At 46.2% G+C, this 17,005-nt stretch carries 16 protein-coding genes; 4 read left to right on the plus strand and 12 right to left on the minus strand.

Annotated features, from left to right (window positions below; translation table 11 throughout):
• Positions 1-125: 125 nt before the first annotated feature.
• The gene (locus HPY27_RS19805; protein WP_174225781.1) at positions 126-1,508 is read left to right on the plus strand and encodes a UDP-N-acetylmuramoyl-tripeptide--D-alanyl-D-alanine ligase; all 1,383 of its coding nucleotides are present in this window, start codon (positions 126-128) and stop codon (positions 1,506-1,508) included.
• Positions 1,509-1,559: 51 nt separating this feature from the next.
• Here the strand turns inward: HPY27_RS19805 and HPY27_RS19810 are convergent, their stop codons facing one another.
• From HPY27_RS19810 to HPY27_RS19850, 9 genes are all read right to left on the minus strand, one after another.
• On the minus strand, positions 1,560-2,690 hold the full coding sequence (locus HPY27_RS19810) for a TolB-like translocation protein (RefSeq protein WP_174225782.1): 1,131 nt from the start codon (positions 2,688-2,690) through the stop codon (positions 1,560-1,562).
• Between the two features lie 108 nt (positions 2,691-2,798).
• Positions 2,799-3,638: a sugar phosphate isomerase/epimerase family protein gene (locus tag HPY27_RS19815; RefSeq protein WP_174225783.1), complete on the minus strand. Its 840-nt coding sequence runs from the start codon at positions 3,636-3,638 to the stop codon at positions 2,799-2,801.
• 7 nt (positions 3,639-3,645) lie between these two features.
• Positions 3,646-4,629: a DUF6005 family protein gene (locus HPY27_RS19820; protein WP_069850273.1), complete on the minus strand. Its 984-nt coding sequence runs from the start codon at positions 4,627-4,629 to the stop codon at positions 3,646-3,648.
• Between the two features lie 32 nt (positions 4,630-4,661).
• Complete coding sequence (gene asbD, locus HPY27_RS19825) at positions 4,662-4,928, minus strand: petrobactin biosynthesis protein AsbD (RefSeq protein WP_174225784.1); 267 nt, start codon at positions 4,926-4,928, stop codon at positions 4,662-4,664.
• Positions 4,925-6,169, minus strand: coding sequence for an AMP-binding protein (locus HPY27_RS19830; RefSeq protein ID WP_174225785.1), 1,245 nt, complete (start codon positions 6,167-6,169; stop codon positions 4,925-4,927). The genes asbD and HPY27_RS19830 overlap by 4 nt, the downstream gene beginning before the upstream one ends.
• A gap of 1 nt (position 6,170) precedes the next feature.
• A complete protein-coding gene (locus HPY27_RS19835; RefSeq protein ID WP_174225786.1) occupies positions 6,171-8,036 on the minus strand; it encodes an IucA/IucC family protein in 1,866 nt (621 codons plus the stop codon).
• A 40-nt stretch (positions 8,037-8,076) separates the two neighbouring features.
• Entirely contained in the window at positions 8,077-9,882 is a 1,806-nt protein-coding gene (locus HPY27_RS19840) for an IucA/IucC family protein (protein WP_174225787.1), read from the minus strand.
• 270 nt (positions 9,883-10,152) lie between these two features.
• Entirely contained in the window at positions 10,153-11,298 is a 1,146-nt protein-coding gene (locus HPY27_RS19845) for a hypothetical protein (RefSeq protein ID WP_174225788.1), read from the minus strand.
• Between the two features lie 114 nt (positions 11,299-11,412).
• The gene (locus tag HPY27_RS19850; protein WP_174225875.1) at positions 11,413-12,540 is read right to left on the minus strand and encodes a D-alanine--D-alanine ligase; all 1,128 of its coding nucleotides are present in this window, start codon (positions 12,538-12,540) and stop codon (positions 11,413-11,415) included.
• A gap of 233 nt (positions 12,541-12,773) precedes the next feature.
• Here HPY27_RS19850 and HPY27_RS19855 point away from each other — a divergent pair, with 233 nt between their 5' ends.
• Complete coding sequence (locus HPY27_RS19855; protein ID WP_017247727.1) at positions 12,774-13,265, plus strand: hypothetical protein; 492 nt, start codon at positions 12,774-12,776, stop codon at positions 13,263-13,265.
• Positions 13,266-13,367: 102 nt separating this feature from the next.
• Positions 13,368-13,556, plus strand: a complete 189-nt coding sequence (locus tag HPY27_RS19860) for a DUF4177 domain-containing protein (protein ID WP_007727654.1) — start codon at positions 13,368-13,370, stop codon at positions 13,554-13,556.
• Between the two features lie 58 nt (positions 13,557-13,614).
• Here the strand turns inward: HPY27_RS19860 and HPY27_RS19865 are convergent, their stop codons facing one another.
• On the minus strand, positions 13,615-14,910 hold the full coding sequence (locus HPY27_RS19865) for a class I SAM-dependent rRNA methyltransferase (RefSeq protein WP_173622522.1): 1,296 nt from the start codon (positions 14,908-14,910) through the stop codon (positions 13,615-13,617).
• Between the two features lie 89 nt (positions 14,911-14,999).
• Between HPY27_RS19865 and HPY27_RS19870 the strand changes: the two genes are divergently transcribed.
• Positions 15,000-15,983: a Na/Pi cotransporter family protein gene (locus HPY27_RS19870; protein WP_173622521.1), complete on the plus strand. Its 984-nt coding sequence runs from the start codon at positions 15,000-15,002 to the stop codon at positions 15,981-15,983.
• On the opposite strand, the gene HPY27_RS19875 is transcribed toward HPY27_RS19870, so the two are convergent.
• Both HPY27_RS19875 and HPY27_RS19880 read right to left on the minus strand, forming a co-directional pair.
• The gene (locus tag HPY27_RS19875) at positions 15,949-16,614 is read right to left on the minus strand and encodes an LrgB family protein (protein ID WP_173622520.1); all 666 of its coding nucleotides are present in this window, start codon (positions 16,612-16,614) and stop codon (positions 15,949-15,951) included. The genes HPY27_RS19870 and HPY27_RS19875 overlap by 35 nt on opposite strands.
• On the minus strand, positions 16,607-17,002 hold the full coding sequence (locus tag HPY27_RS19880) for a CidA/LrgA family protein (protein WP_017247723.1): 396 nt from the start codon (positions 17,000-17,002) through the stop codon (positions 16,607-16,609). The genes HPY27_RS19875 and HPY27_RS19880 overlap by 8 nt, the downstream gene beginning before the upstream one ends.
• Positions 17,003-17,005 lie beyond the last annotated feature (3 nt).

Genomic DNA, 17,005 nt, shown 5'->3' on the forward strand with positions numbered 1-17,005 from the left:
TGTGGATCGTTATGTATGTAAGACTTGATCGTATCATATTCCCTCACTTTTGTCTTGCGGCGCTACCTAACGCATGGTAGCATGACTTCGAGGTTGAAACTGGATTACAGAAGGAGTTCGTGCAGATGAAACCAATTGCACTGGATCAGGCAGCAATCAACGCAGAAGGGATTTTGCTCACTGGTTCCCCAGGGCTTGCCTTGTCATCCGTTCACTTTGATACCCGCGAGTTGACTGCGGGATCTTTGTTTGTAGCGCTGACAGGCGGCGCACGGGATGGACATGATTTTTTGTTACAAGCAGCTGAACAAGGAGCTGTAGCTGCACTCGTTTCGAATCAGGAGAAGATTCCTGCGAACTTGCCAAACGATTTTGGGTTAATTCTCGTCAATGATACACTGCGTGGCTTTCAAAAGCTGGCTGCCGCTTATCGGAAAAGCTTTTCATTCCCTCGCATCGCCATTACAGGAAGTATCGGGAAAACAACCGTGAAGGACATCGTGGCACACGTACTTGCGAGCCGTTCGCCCGTATACAAGACGTATAAAAACTTCAACAACCACATCGGTGTGCCTTTGTCGCTCTTACAGATGGAAGAAAAACATCAAGCTGCTGTACTGGAGCTCGGGATGAACCACGCCGGGGAAATCGATCTGCTCGCTTCGCTGGTCCAGCCAGATATTAGCGTGATTACATTTATCGGTGAGTCCCATATTGAACATTTTGGCACGCGTGAAAAAATTGCTCTCGCAAAGGCAGAGCTGCTTCCACATACCGCTCTTGACGGGCTCGTACTGCTCAACAAAGATTCCGAATATCTGCGATTGGTAGCCCATCTGTATCCGGGTGAGGTCATGTACTACTCTGTTCATGAGAAGGCGGATATTTGGGCGGAGCAAATCGAATCGGTTGAAGGTGGAACCGGCTTCAAAGTGTGCTTTGCCTCCGGGGAGCATTTCGAGGCATTCCTGCCTCTGCACGGTCGGCATAGTGTCCTGAATGCTCTGCCTGCTGTTGCGATTGCCAAAAGGCTCGGGATGGATACGGAGCAAATTGTGCACGCCTTGTCTACCGTCCAGCTCTCAGCCATGCGATTTGAGCAGATCACATCCAAGCACGGTACGGTGTACATCAGTGACGCGTACAATGCCAGCCCTGTTTCCATGGAAGCTGCCGTCCGCACATTTGCTGACTTGTACCCTGATCGCGGGAGAGTCGTTATCTTAGGGGATATGTATGAGCTCGGGCCAGACAGTGCGGCTATGCATGCGGGCGTCGGAGCCTCGCTTCAAGACATCGCTGAGCGCTTCGAGCTGCTCGTGACAGTTGGTGAGAATACTCGCCATCTCCATGCTGCTTACACGGGGAACAAGCTGCATTTCGCCACAAAAGCAGAGGCACTGCGTGCATTACTGCCGCTACGCGATGACAAACACGCTTTCCTGTTTAAAGCCTCCAAAGGTATGTCATTATGGACGCTTATCACTGATTTGGAAGGTCACGAATAATAGATAAAGAACAGCCGCCTCTCGTATATACGGGAGACGGCTTCTTTTTTATCATCGTAGTTCAATGACATTGTTGGAAGGACCCAATTTTTCAAGCGGAAAATCGGTATAGTGGATCGATGCGAGATCAGCTACATAGTATGACTTCCCGTCCTTCGCCCAGCCGATGATGCGATGATTGTCACTTGAACGATAATAACCAGGCATTCCCTTGTCAGGAGAACCGAATGGATAGCCGCACTTTGTGACTTGTTTGCATGTTTGAATATACATATACGAATCCTGAGAATTAGAAGTACGAGAGTGCTGTTCTACTGCCATCTGATTTCCTGATGGCGACCAAACAATTTTGTCCAAGTGTCTCTCAGTGAACACGGGATCCTTCAAATTGTTCTTTTTCCCTGTCTGCAAATCCAACATGTATTCTTCTGTCATCGTTCGGATATAACGGTACTTCATATCGTTGGAGTAAGAAGGAAATGTGGTCATATTGTGATCGTATTTTAGGCCAGTCGGTAAGTCTAACTCCTTATATGCGGTTTGCGTTCTGTAAAACAGCTTTTTCGAATTCGGCACCCAGTAATACATTTCTTCGTCTGTTCCACTCCGCCACTCATACTGGTCATTCTTTTTCATTTTGAGTGTAGGCAGATGCTGCAAGATCAGGTGGGCGCTTACCTTGGTATTGGATGAAAGCATGTCCATACGGGTAAAGACCATGTACTGTTCATCCGGTGAAACGGAAAAATCAAGGACGGGATACTGAGCTTCTGCCGGGACGAGTACCGTTTTTTTGCCGTCTGGCAGACTGAGCTTCACGATACCGCCATTTTCACGAACGTAGAGCGCGTCCTGATTCGGTGACCATTTGCCAAAACCGGATAGCTGCGTCATCTTTTTTGTTTGCATATCGTACAAGTACGGTATGGTTGGGTCTGCCTTCCCGTATCCGATTCTCTCCCCGTATACAAACCTGCTCGATGGCGACATGCTCGCCCGGTGGATCAAGGGCATGTTCGTAACGGTTTTTGTCACTTTTCCATCTACCGTTACTTTATAGATGACGACCGGCTCTGGCTTGCGAGGGTCTGCCTTCGCAGGAGCAGAGGCATTGATTTGCCCAGGGACAAGGATACCCAGCAAGGAAATCAGCAAGCATGAGAGCAATATGCGTTTTTTCATCTAGGGTCCTCCTGAATAAGTGATCAATACGAAGACGTTCACTGAAGGCATTTGGTTTCTTTTGGAATAAAAAAAGATCGGAAGCATCCCTCGCTCCCGACCTTTCTTTCACTTACGGACTAGCAACATACCCTTCCGCAGCCATTCTACCTCTTCAGCTAACACAAGCTTCGGATTCTGACCAAACCATTCGATAGAACCAAAATAATCGGTATCTGCAATCTTCTCTAAAATAGGTCCATAATCTACAGCACCCTCACCGAGTGGTACCATTCCCTCACGATCCCCGTTAGGGGCATATACATTATGCGGAGCGAATACCGACAGATGATTCGATGAAGAGATATTTTTCAAATGATAATGAGCCACCCACGGCTTCAATTGGTTGTATACGTCGATTGGATCAGCACCTGATTCCCAGACATGAAGAAAATCAAGATTAACTTTTAGTGGAGGATGATTGACTTCCTGCAACAGAGCAAGTGTCGAACTCATAGAATCCGTGAGCGTATTCGGATGTGTTTCGACCAAGAGCTGAATTCCGTGCTCCTGACACATCTGACATAAGATGTACAAATGATGTACATAACGCGCCCGCTCTTCTGGCCCAACTTCCTTACTCGCCTTCTGTCCAGCGAACGTCCTAATTTGCTTTACATTTAGCCATTTCGCCAATGAAATGAGTCTTTTTGCTTTTTCCAGTGTACGATGAAATCCAGATGAGGTCGTAATATCCAGATAATCGCTAAGCATAGAGATACACATGCCTTGATCCCTGAGTATTCCTAGCTGTTCCTCCATCTCTATTCGATCATGATCGTACAGATCTTGAGCGTGAATTCCCCACAACTCTATTCCATCAAAATGATGACGATGAGCAAACCGAACAATTTCCGCAAACGAAATCAACTGGTGGCGAAAAGTGATTGTGCACAATGAGAGTTTCATTTGGCCTTTACCTCCACCCTTTTTCGTCTACAGTGACGAGACTTTTATCCATTTGGGTCCACAGAACAAACTGACGTTCCAACTCTTTTTTCACTTCAAGTTCAATCAGATCAATCTCTTCTAACGCCTCGATAATCGGAGGTAACAACGCCATATTCTTGGTCATCGCCATTTTGACAGACAAGTACTGCGCTGTCGTAAACCCTTGGTAGATGTCCTCCACTTTATAGGCAATGCGCAAAAACTCATCACGATGGTATTGCAGGTAATCTTGCAGATATAGAAATGCATACTCATAGCTGTATTTACGGATCGCAATCACTTTAACCTGAGTCACTGCTGGGAGTAACATATCCAAGTTGTATCCATTGCGCCCTTCTGCCATGTCCGTAATCAATTGCTTCAATTCAACCGTAAACGGATTATGATCACGTTTGAGTGCTGCGTAGAAGTAGTCGTGGATCATTTCATAGGTTGGTTCCTTAATTTCACTCGCATCCACCATAAAGCCGCCACCAAACGGATTTTCTAAGAAGGCTTTGATCACCGTCTCCTTCTTCACATTGCCTTCCCAACGAAAATCCGGGTCAAACATAAACCACTCATCTTCATTCTCCGTTTTTGAAATCATCAAAAAATGCGGGAATGGCTTCAACGCAAATTTATTATCTCGCTCTGGAACCAGCGACATGTCTATCTGAACAAGGACAAACTGATCCTCGGTACGCTTATCAATTAGCTCTAAGAACATGTCCAGATTGGAGGCTTTATCTTTGGAATGATCATACCATTCCGTTACGTTCGCTCGAAAAAGTCGTTCATATCCCTTGATAATCTCCTCATGGTTATCAATGTAGTACGTAACCACACCTTGATCCGTTATGGAGTACTCGGCATCCCATATGCCAAAGTAATAGGGACGATAATCAATTTTTGTGCGACGCTTAATCACTTCGCATAGGCATGAAATAATGCAATGAACCTTAACCATTCTGTATCCTCCACTCGATGTTTGTATAGTCGCTAATTCGATACATGCTGCGGTTCCAGCTGTTCAACAAAAGTAAGGAGTGATCCAACCGTTTGGAAGATTCGCGGATCTAACTCATGAACAGGTACTACCAATTTCAAATCTTCCTCGATATAAACAATCAGTTGTAACAGCATAATTGAATCAATATGTAGATCCTCATTCAATCGCATGGACTCCTCCAGCGTGAGGATATGCGATAATTTTAATTTTTCGGTCATGATCGTATGGATTTGCTTCATTCTTTCTGTTCGAATCATTTGCTGATCGTCTCCATTTCTAATAATCGACGGCTGATTTTTCCTGTGGCTGTCTTAGGAATGCTCGTCACACATTGGATTTCGAATGGGACTTTATAGCCTGGCAAACGATCTTGGCACCATTCCCTGATTTGTTCAGGAGTAGTTCCTCCCTCTGTAATAACCTGCGTCTTCACAATCTCTCCCATGACCGGATGACGTCCGCGATACACAACCACTTCTTTTGTCCCATTCATTTTCAAGATGACGTCCTCAACCTCTAAAGGAAATACCTTTAAGCCAGAGACGTTAATCACATCATCCATCCTCGACACAAATTGAATATGGCCTTCTCCCGTCCAGAAACCTAAATCCTGCGTCGCTATTTCGTTCTGTCCAATTCGAATGACTATTTCCGCAGGTTGTTCTTCATTTTCACCTGCTGTCATTTTCACATGGGAAAGGGGGACACCCAGATCTGTATGCGTCCGCATCTGTTTACTCATACTGACGCATCCCGCCTCGGAGCATCCATATTGTTGCATCAAGATGTCGCTCATGCCTTGCAGCTTTTGAAACAAGCCTTCTGGCATTGGAGCGCCAGATGTCATTAACCGGTGAAAGCGTACCTGCTCTCGCGTAAAGCTTGATAAGATGTGATAAAAGACTGGCAGACCATAAACAATATGCTGGGGAGTATCTTGAATCACTTGCAGAGCAAACTTCGGATTTTTGTGCGTCACAATCGAAGGCTTACTTCCCCGTTCCAGTGCTGCCAAAACGCCACATATCAATCCATACGAATGTGTCACCGATGCCAGCACGATCGGGGTTAACGCTTCCTCTCCCTGAAACAATTGGTTGTAGGCATGAATTTCGGTTTGGATATCATCCCAGCTTCTCCCGATTAGCTTCGCGTCCCCCGTAGTACCTGAGCTATATTGGTAGAGCGATGGTTTCTCGCTCTTTTGTTTTTCCGTGATGGATAAGAAGTGCTTCGTCTCCTGAAAAACAAGCCCATAACATCTTGCCTTCACTGCCATTTGATAGGCGGTTTCCATTGGGGTTTCCCCATGAATTAATAGCACCGAAGCGTTATGCTCACGTAAATATTGAACAAGACTAATCACGTCAAGAGGGTCAGCTATGCAGACTGCGTACCTCTTTCCTTCCGGCTGTCGAAAATGATCCATACTTTCGAACCCTTGCTCATGTCTCTCCATTTCATGCACAGAAATCTCATTTTGATTCACAATGATCATGCTAGTAACCTCCAGCCATGGAATGAAGCTTTTTCCTTGCCTCGAACAAAGGATTGGGAACTTCATGTAAATGATAATTCTCGTTTGTTGTATATAGCTTTTTCTTGGTCAATTTCTCTACCTGCACGCTTGGAACAAACAGATCAAATCGCTTAAATCGCTCCGCCAATTCCGGGAATCGTTGTTCGTGACCCTCCAATACCTTTACGGCCATCTCCCAGAATTGCTCTTCGGCATATCCGTAATGCTCCTCTAACACCCGTGCGAGTTGCCCCAGATTGATTAGAAATAAAGTCTCTAACGTCAAATCTCTGACTGTTGATGTTTCATTCATGTGGAACATTACATCATCTGGCTTCGTTGCGTAATATTCATGCACGTCCGCGAAGTTCGGGCATTTGTCTGGCTCACTCAAGAACGGTTGGCAAAAAATCAAATCTTCATGAAAATCCTTTAATGCCACCCGAGTAGGGACACCATCCCGATGCACCAAGACCATATTCTGCCCGTGGGATTCCATCGCAATCCCGTGTTTCACCAATATATGAACGACCGGCACTACACTGTTTTCCAATAATCGCGCAAGCCAATTCTCTAGCCCTTGCTCACGAATCCAACGATCAATGAATGGCACCCCATCCACCTCTACTGCCGCTAATGCGTTATAAGGTACCGCATCTTCTCCCGCTTCGAGATGAGGGATGAGACTTTCTCTCCACATGCACCCAATTACTCCGAATGTAACCATTTCCACCAGATCAGAAGCAGGTGGAGGATCGTATGCCACTGCCGCAAACTCTTGGAGCATGATCACCTTTTGTACGTCTCGTAAATACGAATCTGCGTCCGTAATCTCCTTGAGCCACCTCGAAACAATGGGGGCACTTGCCAGTGAATGGGGAGTGAGGTGACGTGGCGCTGATGTATTCACCACGTTGATCGAGAGTTTCAGATACGGTTTATGCGGATTACTTTTGTTAGCAAAGGTTCGGATGGATTGTTGTGGACGATGACCATCAGCCCCTACTCCTAACACAATGATCTCTTTGCGATGGATATCGTCCAGGAATCCTGGCACAACATGATTACGCCACTGCCAAGGATGGACAGGCACGAAGGCATACTGCTCAGGATCGCATCCATGATTGACGATGATTTGCTGAAAGATTTCTTTTTGTTCCCGTCCTATTTCCTCCAAAAGAAGGTCATCGAAATTTTTCCCTTGATCAATGGACACTTGAGAATATTGTTTTTTTATCGCTAACCAAAGAAAACGAACTTCCTGCTTAAATTCAGGACCATAAGCAAAATGATCTATGTAGGTAAATCCAACACGTGATTTATAGCTAGGGTGGTAAGGGTGACCGTCCATCAGATCACCTTCGAGCTCATCGTACGATTTGCCCTGCATCCGAATATCATTTTGTACCCGATAGTATTGGGACAATGTATCCTTTAACAACGTTTGTTCCAAATCATTGGCAAATAGCTTCAGTCTTTGTTCATCTACCGTATTCATTCGGAAGACTTCCACTAAAAAACGAGTGAGGGATATCGCTTCAAATTCTTGCTGGGCAACTCCGCTTTGATCGTAAACAACACGAGTAACAGGGTCGTTTCCTAAGCGAACAAGCCCAAAACTAGCACTCCTCCGCCCTCGGCAACGATAGCGAACAGGCAGGTCACCCTCATCAAGTCCATGTAGGGTGTAAATCGTCTCGTCACCTTCTTGTAGGGACTCAGGAATCACAATTCCCTCATATAACAAAGACTCTATGCATTGTCGAAACACCCTTCTTCTCACCTGCACGTACTGTGTCGAGTGAAGTGCCTCTTCAATCGAGAAATCCTGTAAAGTTAACTCCATACCTTATCCTCCAAATCTCTTCAAGCTAGACGCTAGTAAGCTATCCAAAAGCATGCAGCCCTGCCTTTTCGGTCTGCTTTACTTTTGCTAAAGGATTATCTATGTAAACAAAAACAGATGATCGCTCTTCCGGTTGGGTTAATTCATCCAGATCATAGAAGCGCGTGAGCAGATTCGCCTTACACGGAAGCTGTTCACGAGTAAGTAGATTATCCAGAAACTTCGACGCCTCTCGATTCATTGGTAAAAATTCCGTCAAAACCTCATGCATCTCTGCCAATAAGATTTTTTCATCAATTAATCCTTCCGTTCCAAATCCATTGATGAGTCCAAACATATGGTTAAAAACCATGTAATAGGTGATTCGCTCGTCTACAAGATGATCTTTGTAGATGTTTTTACTCGCCTTGCCAATCCCAGGCAATTCTGTCTCTAATACGTCTTGCATCGATTCTGAGAAATAGTAGCCTTGATTATCACGATAAAAGAACTGAGCGGGGTATCCCTCTTTCAGAGTGACAACACTATTCTGTTGATGGGCTTCCAAGCCGATTCCGTATTTTAGATAGAGCCATACCATTGGCTTCAAAGAAATATCTACATAGCGCTTAAACCATTCCAAACTAACTACTTCCAGTGTCTTCCCTTCTTTTTGTGCCAGATGGTGAATGAGCGTTGCCAACCTACTCTTGTACCCAGGAAGTGGATCTTGTACGAGCGCAGCGATTTGGGTGACCTGACGAGCATGACTCCCCATAAAGGGATTGTCACGCAGGATTACTTCAAATCCCGTTTCTTCCGCCTGATCCAACGTGATCGTAATGTAAGCCGGATCAGAGATAAAACCAAAGCCTGGATACTTGCGACTTACCTCACCAATCCCTGTTTCAAAAAGTTGCTTCGCCTCTAAACCAATCTCCATTTCACTTAACTTATTGATCCGTAAAGAATTCGTAACTTTGATTGGGACGGACAGCTTGAGCATGTATTTCTTTTCAGGATGATAAACCGTTCTGAGAGAAGATGTTGCCATATACTCCTCACCTGCTGGCCCTATGTAAAGAAGTAATCCTTTCTCGATCAAGGATTGAACGGCTACCTGTTCAAGCAACCATTCTGCTTGAAGCGGATGTATCGGGACGATTGAAAATGATGGATCGACATCAGATATCGAAGGAAACTCACCCTTCAGTAATTGCGTAGCGGATTCTGTTAGCCCAGATTTTTCGTGAACAATCGACGGATGGGCAGCAAACAAGTGGAGTTGAAACCTCCCGCAACACTCCGGGGCATACAACGCTTGCTTGGTCTCAGGAATTCCTTGCTGACTCTTCGGTGTTGGATGGAACAAGTGACCGAACAAAAGCGCCTGCTCTGCTTCGATGAAGCTTTGTTCCACTCCGTATAAAATCTCCGCATTACTTTGGCGAGTCCGTACAAATTTCTCAATGCTTTGGCAGCTTTGAATCATACGCAAGACTAATTCATCTGGAACGGCATTTTCCCCATGCTGAAGCGTTAGTTCTTTAATCAAAAGAACCGCTAATGTCAAATAGTCCGCCTGAACGAAACGCGTACAGTCACCACTTCGGTAGCAAGCTGGATAATGAAACAAATGCCTGCCAGTCACCGAATGATATTTGACACCGACATAGAGGGAAATCCCCTGATGCGGGAGTTCGCAATGAAGGTACTTACCTGTTGTACTCGGCTGTATGATTTTCGTTAGTTGCTTCGTAATCTCGTCTTTCCGATCGATCCACTCGCCCCTACCTGTTTCTCGGAGATAACAATTGAGAAAGCTCTGCATCGTTGCATGCTCTGCGATATGCTTGACTACGAACATGTTACCTCTCCTCTTGCTTGATCCAATTTTTTATCCAAGCATTGTGACTTACATAACTGGTAAAACGTCCCATAAATAATGTAAACGATTATCATTCTCATTTCAAGCAGTAATATTCATCTTGTACAGTTAAGAGAGATGAGCTGACAGAAATTAGTTCCTCCCTCCTACATAAAAAGAAAAAAGATGCCCATTTATCAGCATCTTTTTTCTCATGGTTCGTCCATCTGTTCTGCATAGACAAAGACTATCTCCCGGCGTGCTTACAAGCTAACGTTTTTCATAAAATTCATACGTTTCCCAGTTAATCTTGCCCGGACCAAAATCGTAAATATGAGTGGAAGCAAGATCAGCAAAATAAAATGATTTTCCATCACCTGCCCACCCAATCAGTTGATAATTGTCCTTATCCTGCATGTAGGTGTTCAACAGCCCGGGATTTACATGATTGCCGAAAGGATTTCCGTATTTGTTCGGTTCATTGAAGACGAACATCAACATGTAATTATCCTGGGAACTGGACCAGCTCAAAAGTTGTTCAGCCGCAAACTGATGGCCAATTGGCGACCATAGGATTCTTCGCAGGGCTGCTGTGTACTCCTCTACGACCTTTAAAAAGTTCTTTTTCCCCGTTTTTAAATCCAGCACATATTCTTCTTGTTCTGTTTTGATATACTGATACTTCATATCGCTGGAGTAAGAGGGAAGAGCGGTCGTTTTCTGATCCGTTTTCATCCCTGTGGACATGTCCAATTCTTTGGAAGCTTCTTTCGTTAAGTAAAACAGCTTTTTGGAATTTGGCATCCAATAATACTTCTCTTCTAGTTCAGCTTTGTCTTGTCTCCACTCATATTGATCATGCTTTTTGATTTGAAGCGTTGGCAGATGTTGAATGTAGAGATGAGCACTTCCTTTTGAATCAGCAGCTTTTTCATCTTTGCGGGTAAAAGCCAAGTACTGTTCATCCGGTGAAATCGCAAAATCCAGCACTGGATACTGGACAATGCCCGGAACGAGCACGGTCTTTTTACCGTCTGTCGTTGTCAGCCTGACGATTCCGTCATTTTCACGGATGTAGAGTACGTCCTGCTTGATTGACCACTTGGCAATGCCCGACAATTGCATCAGCTTTTTCGTCTGAATGTCGTACAGGAAAGGGATTGTCGGATCTTCCTTACCATACCCGATTCGTTCTCCGTACACAAATCTCCCTGAGGGTGACATGCTGGCGCGATGAATCAAGGGCATGTTGGTCTGGATTTTTTTCGTCTTTCCATCCGGGGTCGCATGATAAATCGTCACCATGTCAGGTTTTCGCGGGTCCTGCGATGTAGGAATGGCTGCACCCGTCTGTCCAGGAAAAAAGGAACTTAGCAGAGTAGCTAGCAAACATGAGAGCAAGAACTGTTTTTTCATTAAGATCCTCCTAATCGGTTATCAATACTCAGACGTGCCCCATTACCATTTGGTTACCAAATTTTATACAAAAAGAAAAAAGATGCCGATTCATCAGCATCTTTTTTCTCATGATTAGTCCAACTCTTCCGCATCTACGACATTGCGACCTTTATCCGCATGTCGCTCGATACCGAGTTGCACCAGACGATCGATCAGCTCGCTGTAGCTCACACCCGCAGCTTGGAAAAGCATTGGATACATACTAAACGGCGTAAAGCCTGGCATCGTATTCACTTCGTTGATATAGAGCTTGTCGTTTTTCTCATCCCAGAAAAAGTCTATGCGGGAAAGGCCAGAGCCATCAAGTGCTTGGAAGGCCTGCTTGGCTATATCCGCGATTTGTTCGGATACATGCTCGGGAACGATCGCAGGAATGGAGAGCTCTGTTCCCGCCCCTTTGTACTTGGCTTCGTAATCGTAAAATTCTTTAGCAGCAATGACTTCCCCAACGACAGATGTCATCAGCTCTTCATTCCCCAAAACGCCAATCTCCAACTCACGTACGTGAACGAACTCTTCCACAATCAATCTGCGGTCAAATTTGGCAGCTACCTCTAATGCGTGCTTGAGCTCCTCACGATTTTTCGCTTTGCTAATCCCTACACTGGAACCCATATTCGCTGGTTTGACGAAACATGGATAGCCAAGTTCACTCTCGATCCGATCCATGACATCGTCCTGGCCTTTTTCCCATTGCGAGCGCAGAAAGCCTACATATTTCACTTGCGGGAGTCCAGCCTGTGCAAAGACAGTCTTCATCATCCATTTATCCATTCCGATAGCGGAAGCCATTACTCCGGTTCCCACGTACGGGATATTCGCCAATTCCAACAATCCCTGGATCGTCCCATCCTCGCCAAATGGTCCGTGAACCACAGGGAAAATAACATCCAATTGCTCATTCATAGCAAACAGCGGCCCTGGCTGGCTTGCGACCGCCAGCTCTTTCCCTGTCTCTGTTGCCTCAGTAATGGCTGGCGTTTTTGCCGATAAGCGCAACGCTTCGATCGTCTCCGGCAGTTGACCAGCCAGTGTTTCTCCAGTCACCCAAGAGCCATCCAATTGAACGTACACAGGGGTTACCTCATATTTATTTGCATCCACAGCCTGCATAATGGACATGGCCGTACGCAATGAAACTTCATGCTCTGAGGATTTTCCTCCATAAATAATGCCCAGTCGAATCTTTTGATTTCCCATCTGTGTCATGCTCCTTTCCCCTCCGTACGAAACCGAAGAGTCTACCCAGTTTCTACTCTCTCCTATGCTATGCAAAAGCCCAACATCTGCTCTATTTACCGGGCCGAGCCCGTCATTTAGCATACACAAACCAAACGCCAAAAACAAGAGAAGCAAGTATCACCTGCTCACGTTTTTTCTCATACATATAAATAAAAATCCTGTCATGGAGCTATTTTTCTGGAGGGATTTCCATGAGAGATTACTTGTTGTACTGCACATATTGCTCTTCTTACACATTATTGCACAGCTATGATAAGGAAAGCGGGTCTTTCTTGGGGGAATACTCCCTGCTGCATAACAACTACACCCGAGACGCAATCGTCTTGAACAAATTTCTCCTCGCCCATCTCGGTCACACCATCCGTACCATTCCCTCTAAGACGGATGACTACCGCCATATCATCTGCAATGCCTCCCATTTTTTGGAGAATGATATCGACAAGTACGTGGAGGAAAGTCAGCAACGGGCTAAGTTTAAGGAGCGTGATCGGAAAAGCGAACGGGAAATTGGTCAGGTACAGCTGTATTTGGTCGAGCATCTCTTGAACCACGAGCTTCAGAACTTAAGCCAGGCCCGCGCTTCTACCCCCGCCGAAGGACAAGTCTTTTTAGGCAAGGAGCTCGGGTTCAAGCAGGCTCTCGATCTCGTCAGGCGTGTAAAAAATGACAAGCAATTGTCATGAGCACTTATTTCTTTATTCGAAATGATTCACATTCTTTTGCAACTCTTTCCGCTCATCGCGCGTATAAAAAGAGAGACGATGATACAAGCGGGGGGAAAGAACATGTTTGAATACAAATTCGTCCGAGTTGAGCTGTCCTCTTTTCGACGCCAACCAAAAGAAGATTATCAGACCGTCGTCCACGAGCATGCCAAGGAAGGCTGGCGTTTGGTGCAAATCTTTGCTCCAAGCATCGGGGGCGACGGTATGGCCAAATACTTCGAATTGATTTTTGAAAAACCAAAGTCTTAAATCAGAATGAAGCCGAATAGAAAAACAGCGCCGTAGCGGACGCTGTTTTTCTTTTTCTCTATCGACGATCTCTTACTTCAAAGATGGCAAATTTCAAGTAATGAGCCTCATCAGCCCCACTAATTTGCGGATGATCCTTGCCCGCGCCTCGCCATTCAATCAGGCGCAATATCTTTTTCGCATCGACCGCTGCCTCTTGAATCGTTTGCAGGAACAGCTCAGGAGACATATGGTACGAGCAAGACGCGGTAACGAGAAATCCGCCTGGACGAACGAGCTTCATCCCGTTTAAGTTAATGTCTTTGTAACCGCGGCAAGCGCCTTTCACTGCTCCACGCGATTTTGCGAATGCTGGTGGATCAAGAATGACCACATCCCAGTTCTTACCTGCCTCTACATTTTCACGCAAGTAATCAAACGCATTAGCCACAACAAAATCTACGCGATGCAAGAAGCCATTGAGTGTAATGTTTCGCTTCGCTGTTTCGATGGCGTGATCGGAAATATCGAGGGCTGTCACCTTTTTCGCACCGTGCTTGCAAGCATTCAGGGTGAAGGAACCAGTGTGTGTAAAGCATTCCAATACCTCAGCGCCATCCCAAAACGGATTTTTGACCACTTTACCTCGCTTGTCTACAGGCACCTGCTTTGTCTCGCCGTCTACTTCCATGCTCGTCAGGGTAATGCCGTGCTTTTCGCCCCAACCTCTCATCAAAGGCGCGATGGAAGCACGATTTTCCCTCTGATCATAGAAAAAGCCGGTCTTTTGCCCCTCTACGATATCCACATAGTATTTCAATCCGTTTTCTTCGATCAACACCTCACGTGGGCACTCTCCATACAGGACTTCTTTGCCCTGTGACAGTCCTTCCAGTTCACGGACATGTACATCATTGCGCAAATAAATACCGGTCGGTGCAAATACCTCTACGAGTGCATCCCGAATCCAATCGATGCGCTTCTCCATCCCCAATGAGAGGACTTGGACAACCAATGTGTCTTCGTAGCGGTCGACGATGAGTCCTGGCAAAAAGTCAGCTTCCCCGTAAATGACGCGGCAAGCCCGCGGATTGTCCACAAATCTCGTCCGGAATTCTGCCGCCTGCTTGATTTTGCGCAAGAAAAAGTCATAGTCGATCTCTTCCTTTTGGTCATAACTCAGAATGCGCACGATCATTTGGGAAGCTGGGTTGATGTAGCCCTTTGCCAAAAAATACCCTTTGTGATTGGTGACCTCGACGATTTCACCTGGTTCTACATCCCCTTGAATTTCTAATACCTCCGATTGAAAAACCCACGGATGTCCTACCTCTAGCCGCTTTTTCCGATGTTGATTCAATAGCACACGTGCCATGCAGCTATTCCTCCTCTTGTCATGCTTGCCCTTGTACAGGCATAGCGTTATAGTAACTTTCTAAAAATGGACAGGGAGGAACGTATCTTGTGATAGTCTCCATCCTCGCCCCTTTTACCTTTGGGCTCACTTTTTTTCTTTTCGGTATGTACGCCATGCGCTCCGGCTTTCAAAACCTCGCCGGCAAAAAAATGGAAGAATGGATGGGGCGCTTTACACGTACCCCGCTCCATAGCTTCTGGATTGGTCTCTTCGCTACTTTTGTCTTGCAAAGCTCCAGTGCGGTAACCGTCCTGACAATTGGGCTGACGAACGCAGGCATCATCCAGTTCACACAAACCGTCGGCATCATTTTGGGAACCAATCTGGGCACGACAGTGACAACGGAGCTGGTTGCGCTCAAGCTCGAGTCCTTTGCCATTCCCATGCTTCTCATCGGAGTCGCTCTGTGGCTGATGCCGCGCCGAAACATTCGTTGCATTGGTCTCGTCGTCGCCGGCTTCGGACTGATCTTCCTCGGAATCGATACATTGAAAGTCATGGCGAAGCCTTTGGAGCAGTCTGAGACGTTTCGTTCCCTTTTTCTGGAGAGCAGTCATTCCATCTGGATCGGTTTGATCACCGGGATCATTTTCACCGCTCTCATTCATAGCGGTTCCGCTACGACCGTGATCACGATGGGCCTGCTCAGTCATCAAATTCTTTCGATGGAAACGGCACTCGCCATCGTATTGGGCGCGAACGTCGGAACTTGCTTTACCGCTGTCATCGCTGCCATTGGCACGAATACGGCATCCAAACAGGTCGCATGGTGCCATACGCTCTTCAACGTCGCAGGCGCGATTGTTTTTTTACCGTTTCTTTCCCAGCTTGCCCTCGTCAGTGCATTTTTAACGGATAGTCCTTCTATGCAGATCGCCCATTCACAGACGATCTTCAATCTCGTCTGCTCGTTGGTCGCGCTGCCATTCGTGCCGCAGATAGCCCGGTTTATTCAATGGCTGATCCCTGATAGGCGTCGTCCTGCTGACCTCACCTTCAGAAAGAAAATGGTATCAAGTAGATGGAAGTAATGACGCCTGCCACGATCATTGCGACACTGGACGCTGCCGTTTGAACGGGAGAAACGCGGTTCAAGCTAGCCGTACCAATGGCGTGTGCACTCGTACCAATGGCGATACCGATTGCCCAATCATCGGTGATTTTTCCCCATTTGAGAACAGGACGGGCAATCATTACACCGACCATCCCTGTCAGCGCGGTAAAAAAGGCTGCAAGCGCAGGTTCCCCACCTATGGAACGACTCAGCTCCAACGCAATCGGGGTGGTCACGGATTTGCTCAGCATGCTTTTGTATACGAGCTCATCTGATCCCAGACACCAATGAACCGCGATAACGACGATGATTGCAACTGCACAGCCTGCACAGACACCAAGTAATACACCACGCCAAATATGAGCAAACTCCTTGATCTGTTTAGCCAGCGGAATAGCGAGTGCAACTGTTGCAGGGCCTAGCCAAAAGGAAATCCACTGGCCTCCAGCTGCAAACGCCTCCCAATCGCCGCTGAACGCCCACCACATGGTCCAGACCAAGATCACAGCCACCAGGAGAGGCTGCAATCGTTGGAATCGGGCGTTGATCATTGTTGCACCTTTGTACCCTGCTATCGATACCAAAATGGCGAAAAATTGACTAAGCATCCAGAGTCCTCCTCTCTTGCTGCGAGGACGATTCTGATTTTTGTTTATGATGCTTCAAATACCATTGCACGACCACACCCGTCACAAGCATGACTAACAATGGACCGAGTACCATCGATAGTATAATTGGCAATGGATTTTGCGTGAATACGTTTAAATAGGAAGCAACTCCGACGATGATCGGTACGAAAAAGAGCAACATGTGTCGGATTAGAAAAGTACCCGCTTGTTCCACCCAATCCATTCGTATCCATCCCATACAAAGTCCCAGAGTTAACAGCAGCATTCCCACCAAGTTACCGGGCAGGGGAATATGCAGCCATTTGCTCGCAGCTACGCCTACTCCATAAAAAGCCAACAGGATGACGATTCCTTTAACAAATTTCATTTT

Origin of the sequence: Brevibacillus sp. HB1.1, assembly GCF_013332445.1 — a bacterium.
GTDB classification, from domain to species: Bacteria; Bacillota; Bacilli; order Brevibacillales; family Brevibacillaceae; genus Brevibacillus; species Brevibacillus porteri.

Coding starts and splice junctions, on each gene's coding strand:
- HPY27_RS19805 (WP_174225781.1), top strand. CDS start 126: ATGAAACCAATTGCACTGGATCAGGCAGCAATCAACGCAGAAGGGATT.
- HPY27_RS19810 (WP_174225782.1), bottom strand. CDS start 2,690: ATGAAAAAACGCATATTGCTCTCATGCTTGCTGATTTCCTTGCTGGGT.
- HPY27_RS19815 (WP_174225783.1), bottom strand. CDS start 3,638: ATGAAACTCTCATTGTGCACAATCACTTTTCGCCACCAGTTGATTTCG.
- HPY27_RS19820 (WP_069850273.1), bottom strand. CDS start 4,629: ATGGTTAAGGTTCATTGCATTATTTCATGCCTATGCGAAGTGATTAAG.
- asbD (WP_174225784.1), bottom strand. CDS start 4,928: ATGATTCGAACAGAAAGAATGAAGCAAATCCATACGATCATGACCGAA.
- HPY27_RS19830 (WP_174225785.1), bottom strand. CDS start 6,169: ATGATCATTGTGAATCAAAATGAGATTTCTGTGCATGAAATGGAGAGA.
- HPY27_RS19835 (WP_174225786.1), bottom strand. CDS start 8,036: ATGGAGTTAACTTTACAGGATTTCTCGATTGAAGAGGCACTTCACTCG.
- HPY27_RS19840 (WP_174225787.1), bottom strand. CDS start 9,882: ATGTTCGTAGTCAAGCATATCGCAGAGCATGCAACGATGCAGAGCTTT.
- HPY27_RS19845 (WP_174225788.1), bottom strand. CDS start 11,298: ATGAAAAAACAGTTCTTGCTCTCATGTTTGCTAGCTACTCTGCTAAGT.
- HPY27_RS19850 (WP_174225875.1), bottom strand. CDS start 12,540: ATGGGAAATCAAAAGATTCGACTGGGCATTATTTATGGAGGAAAATCC.
- HPY27_RS19855 (WP_017247727.1), top strand. CDS start 12,774: ATGAGAGATTACTTGTTGTACTGCACATATTGCTCTTCTTACACATTA.
- HPY27_RS19860 (WP_007727654.1), top strand. CDS start 13,368: ATGTTTGAATACAAATTCGTCCGAGTTGAGCTGTCCTCTTTTCGACGC.
- HPY27_RS19865 (WP_173622522.1), bottom strand. CDS start 14,910: ATGGCACGTGTGCTATTGAATCAACATCGGAAAAAGCGGCTAGAGGTA.
- HPY27_RS19875 (WP_173622520.1), bottom strand. CDS start 16,614: ATGCTTAGTCAATTTTTCGCCATTTTGGTATCGATAGCAGGGTACAAA.
- HPY27_RS19880 (WP_017247723.1), bottom strand. CDS start 17,002: ATGAAATTTGTTAAAGGAATCGTCATCCTGTTGGCTTTTTATGGAGTA.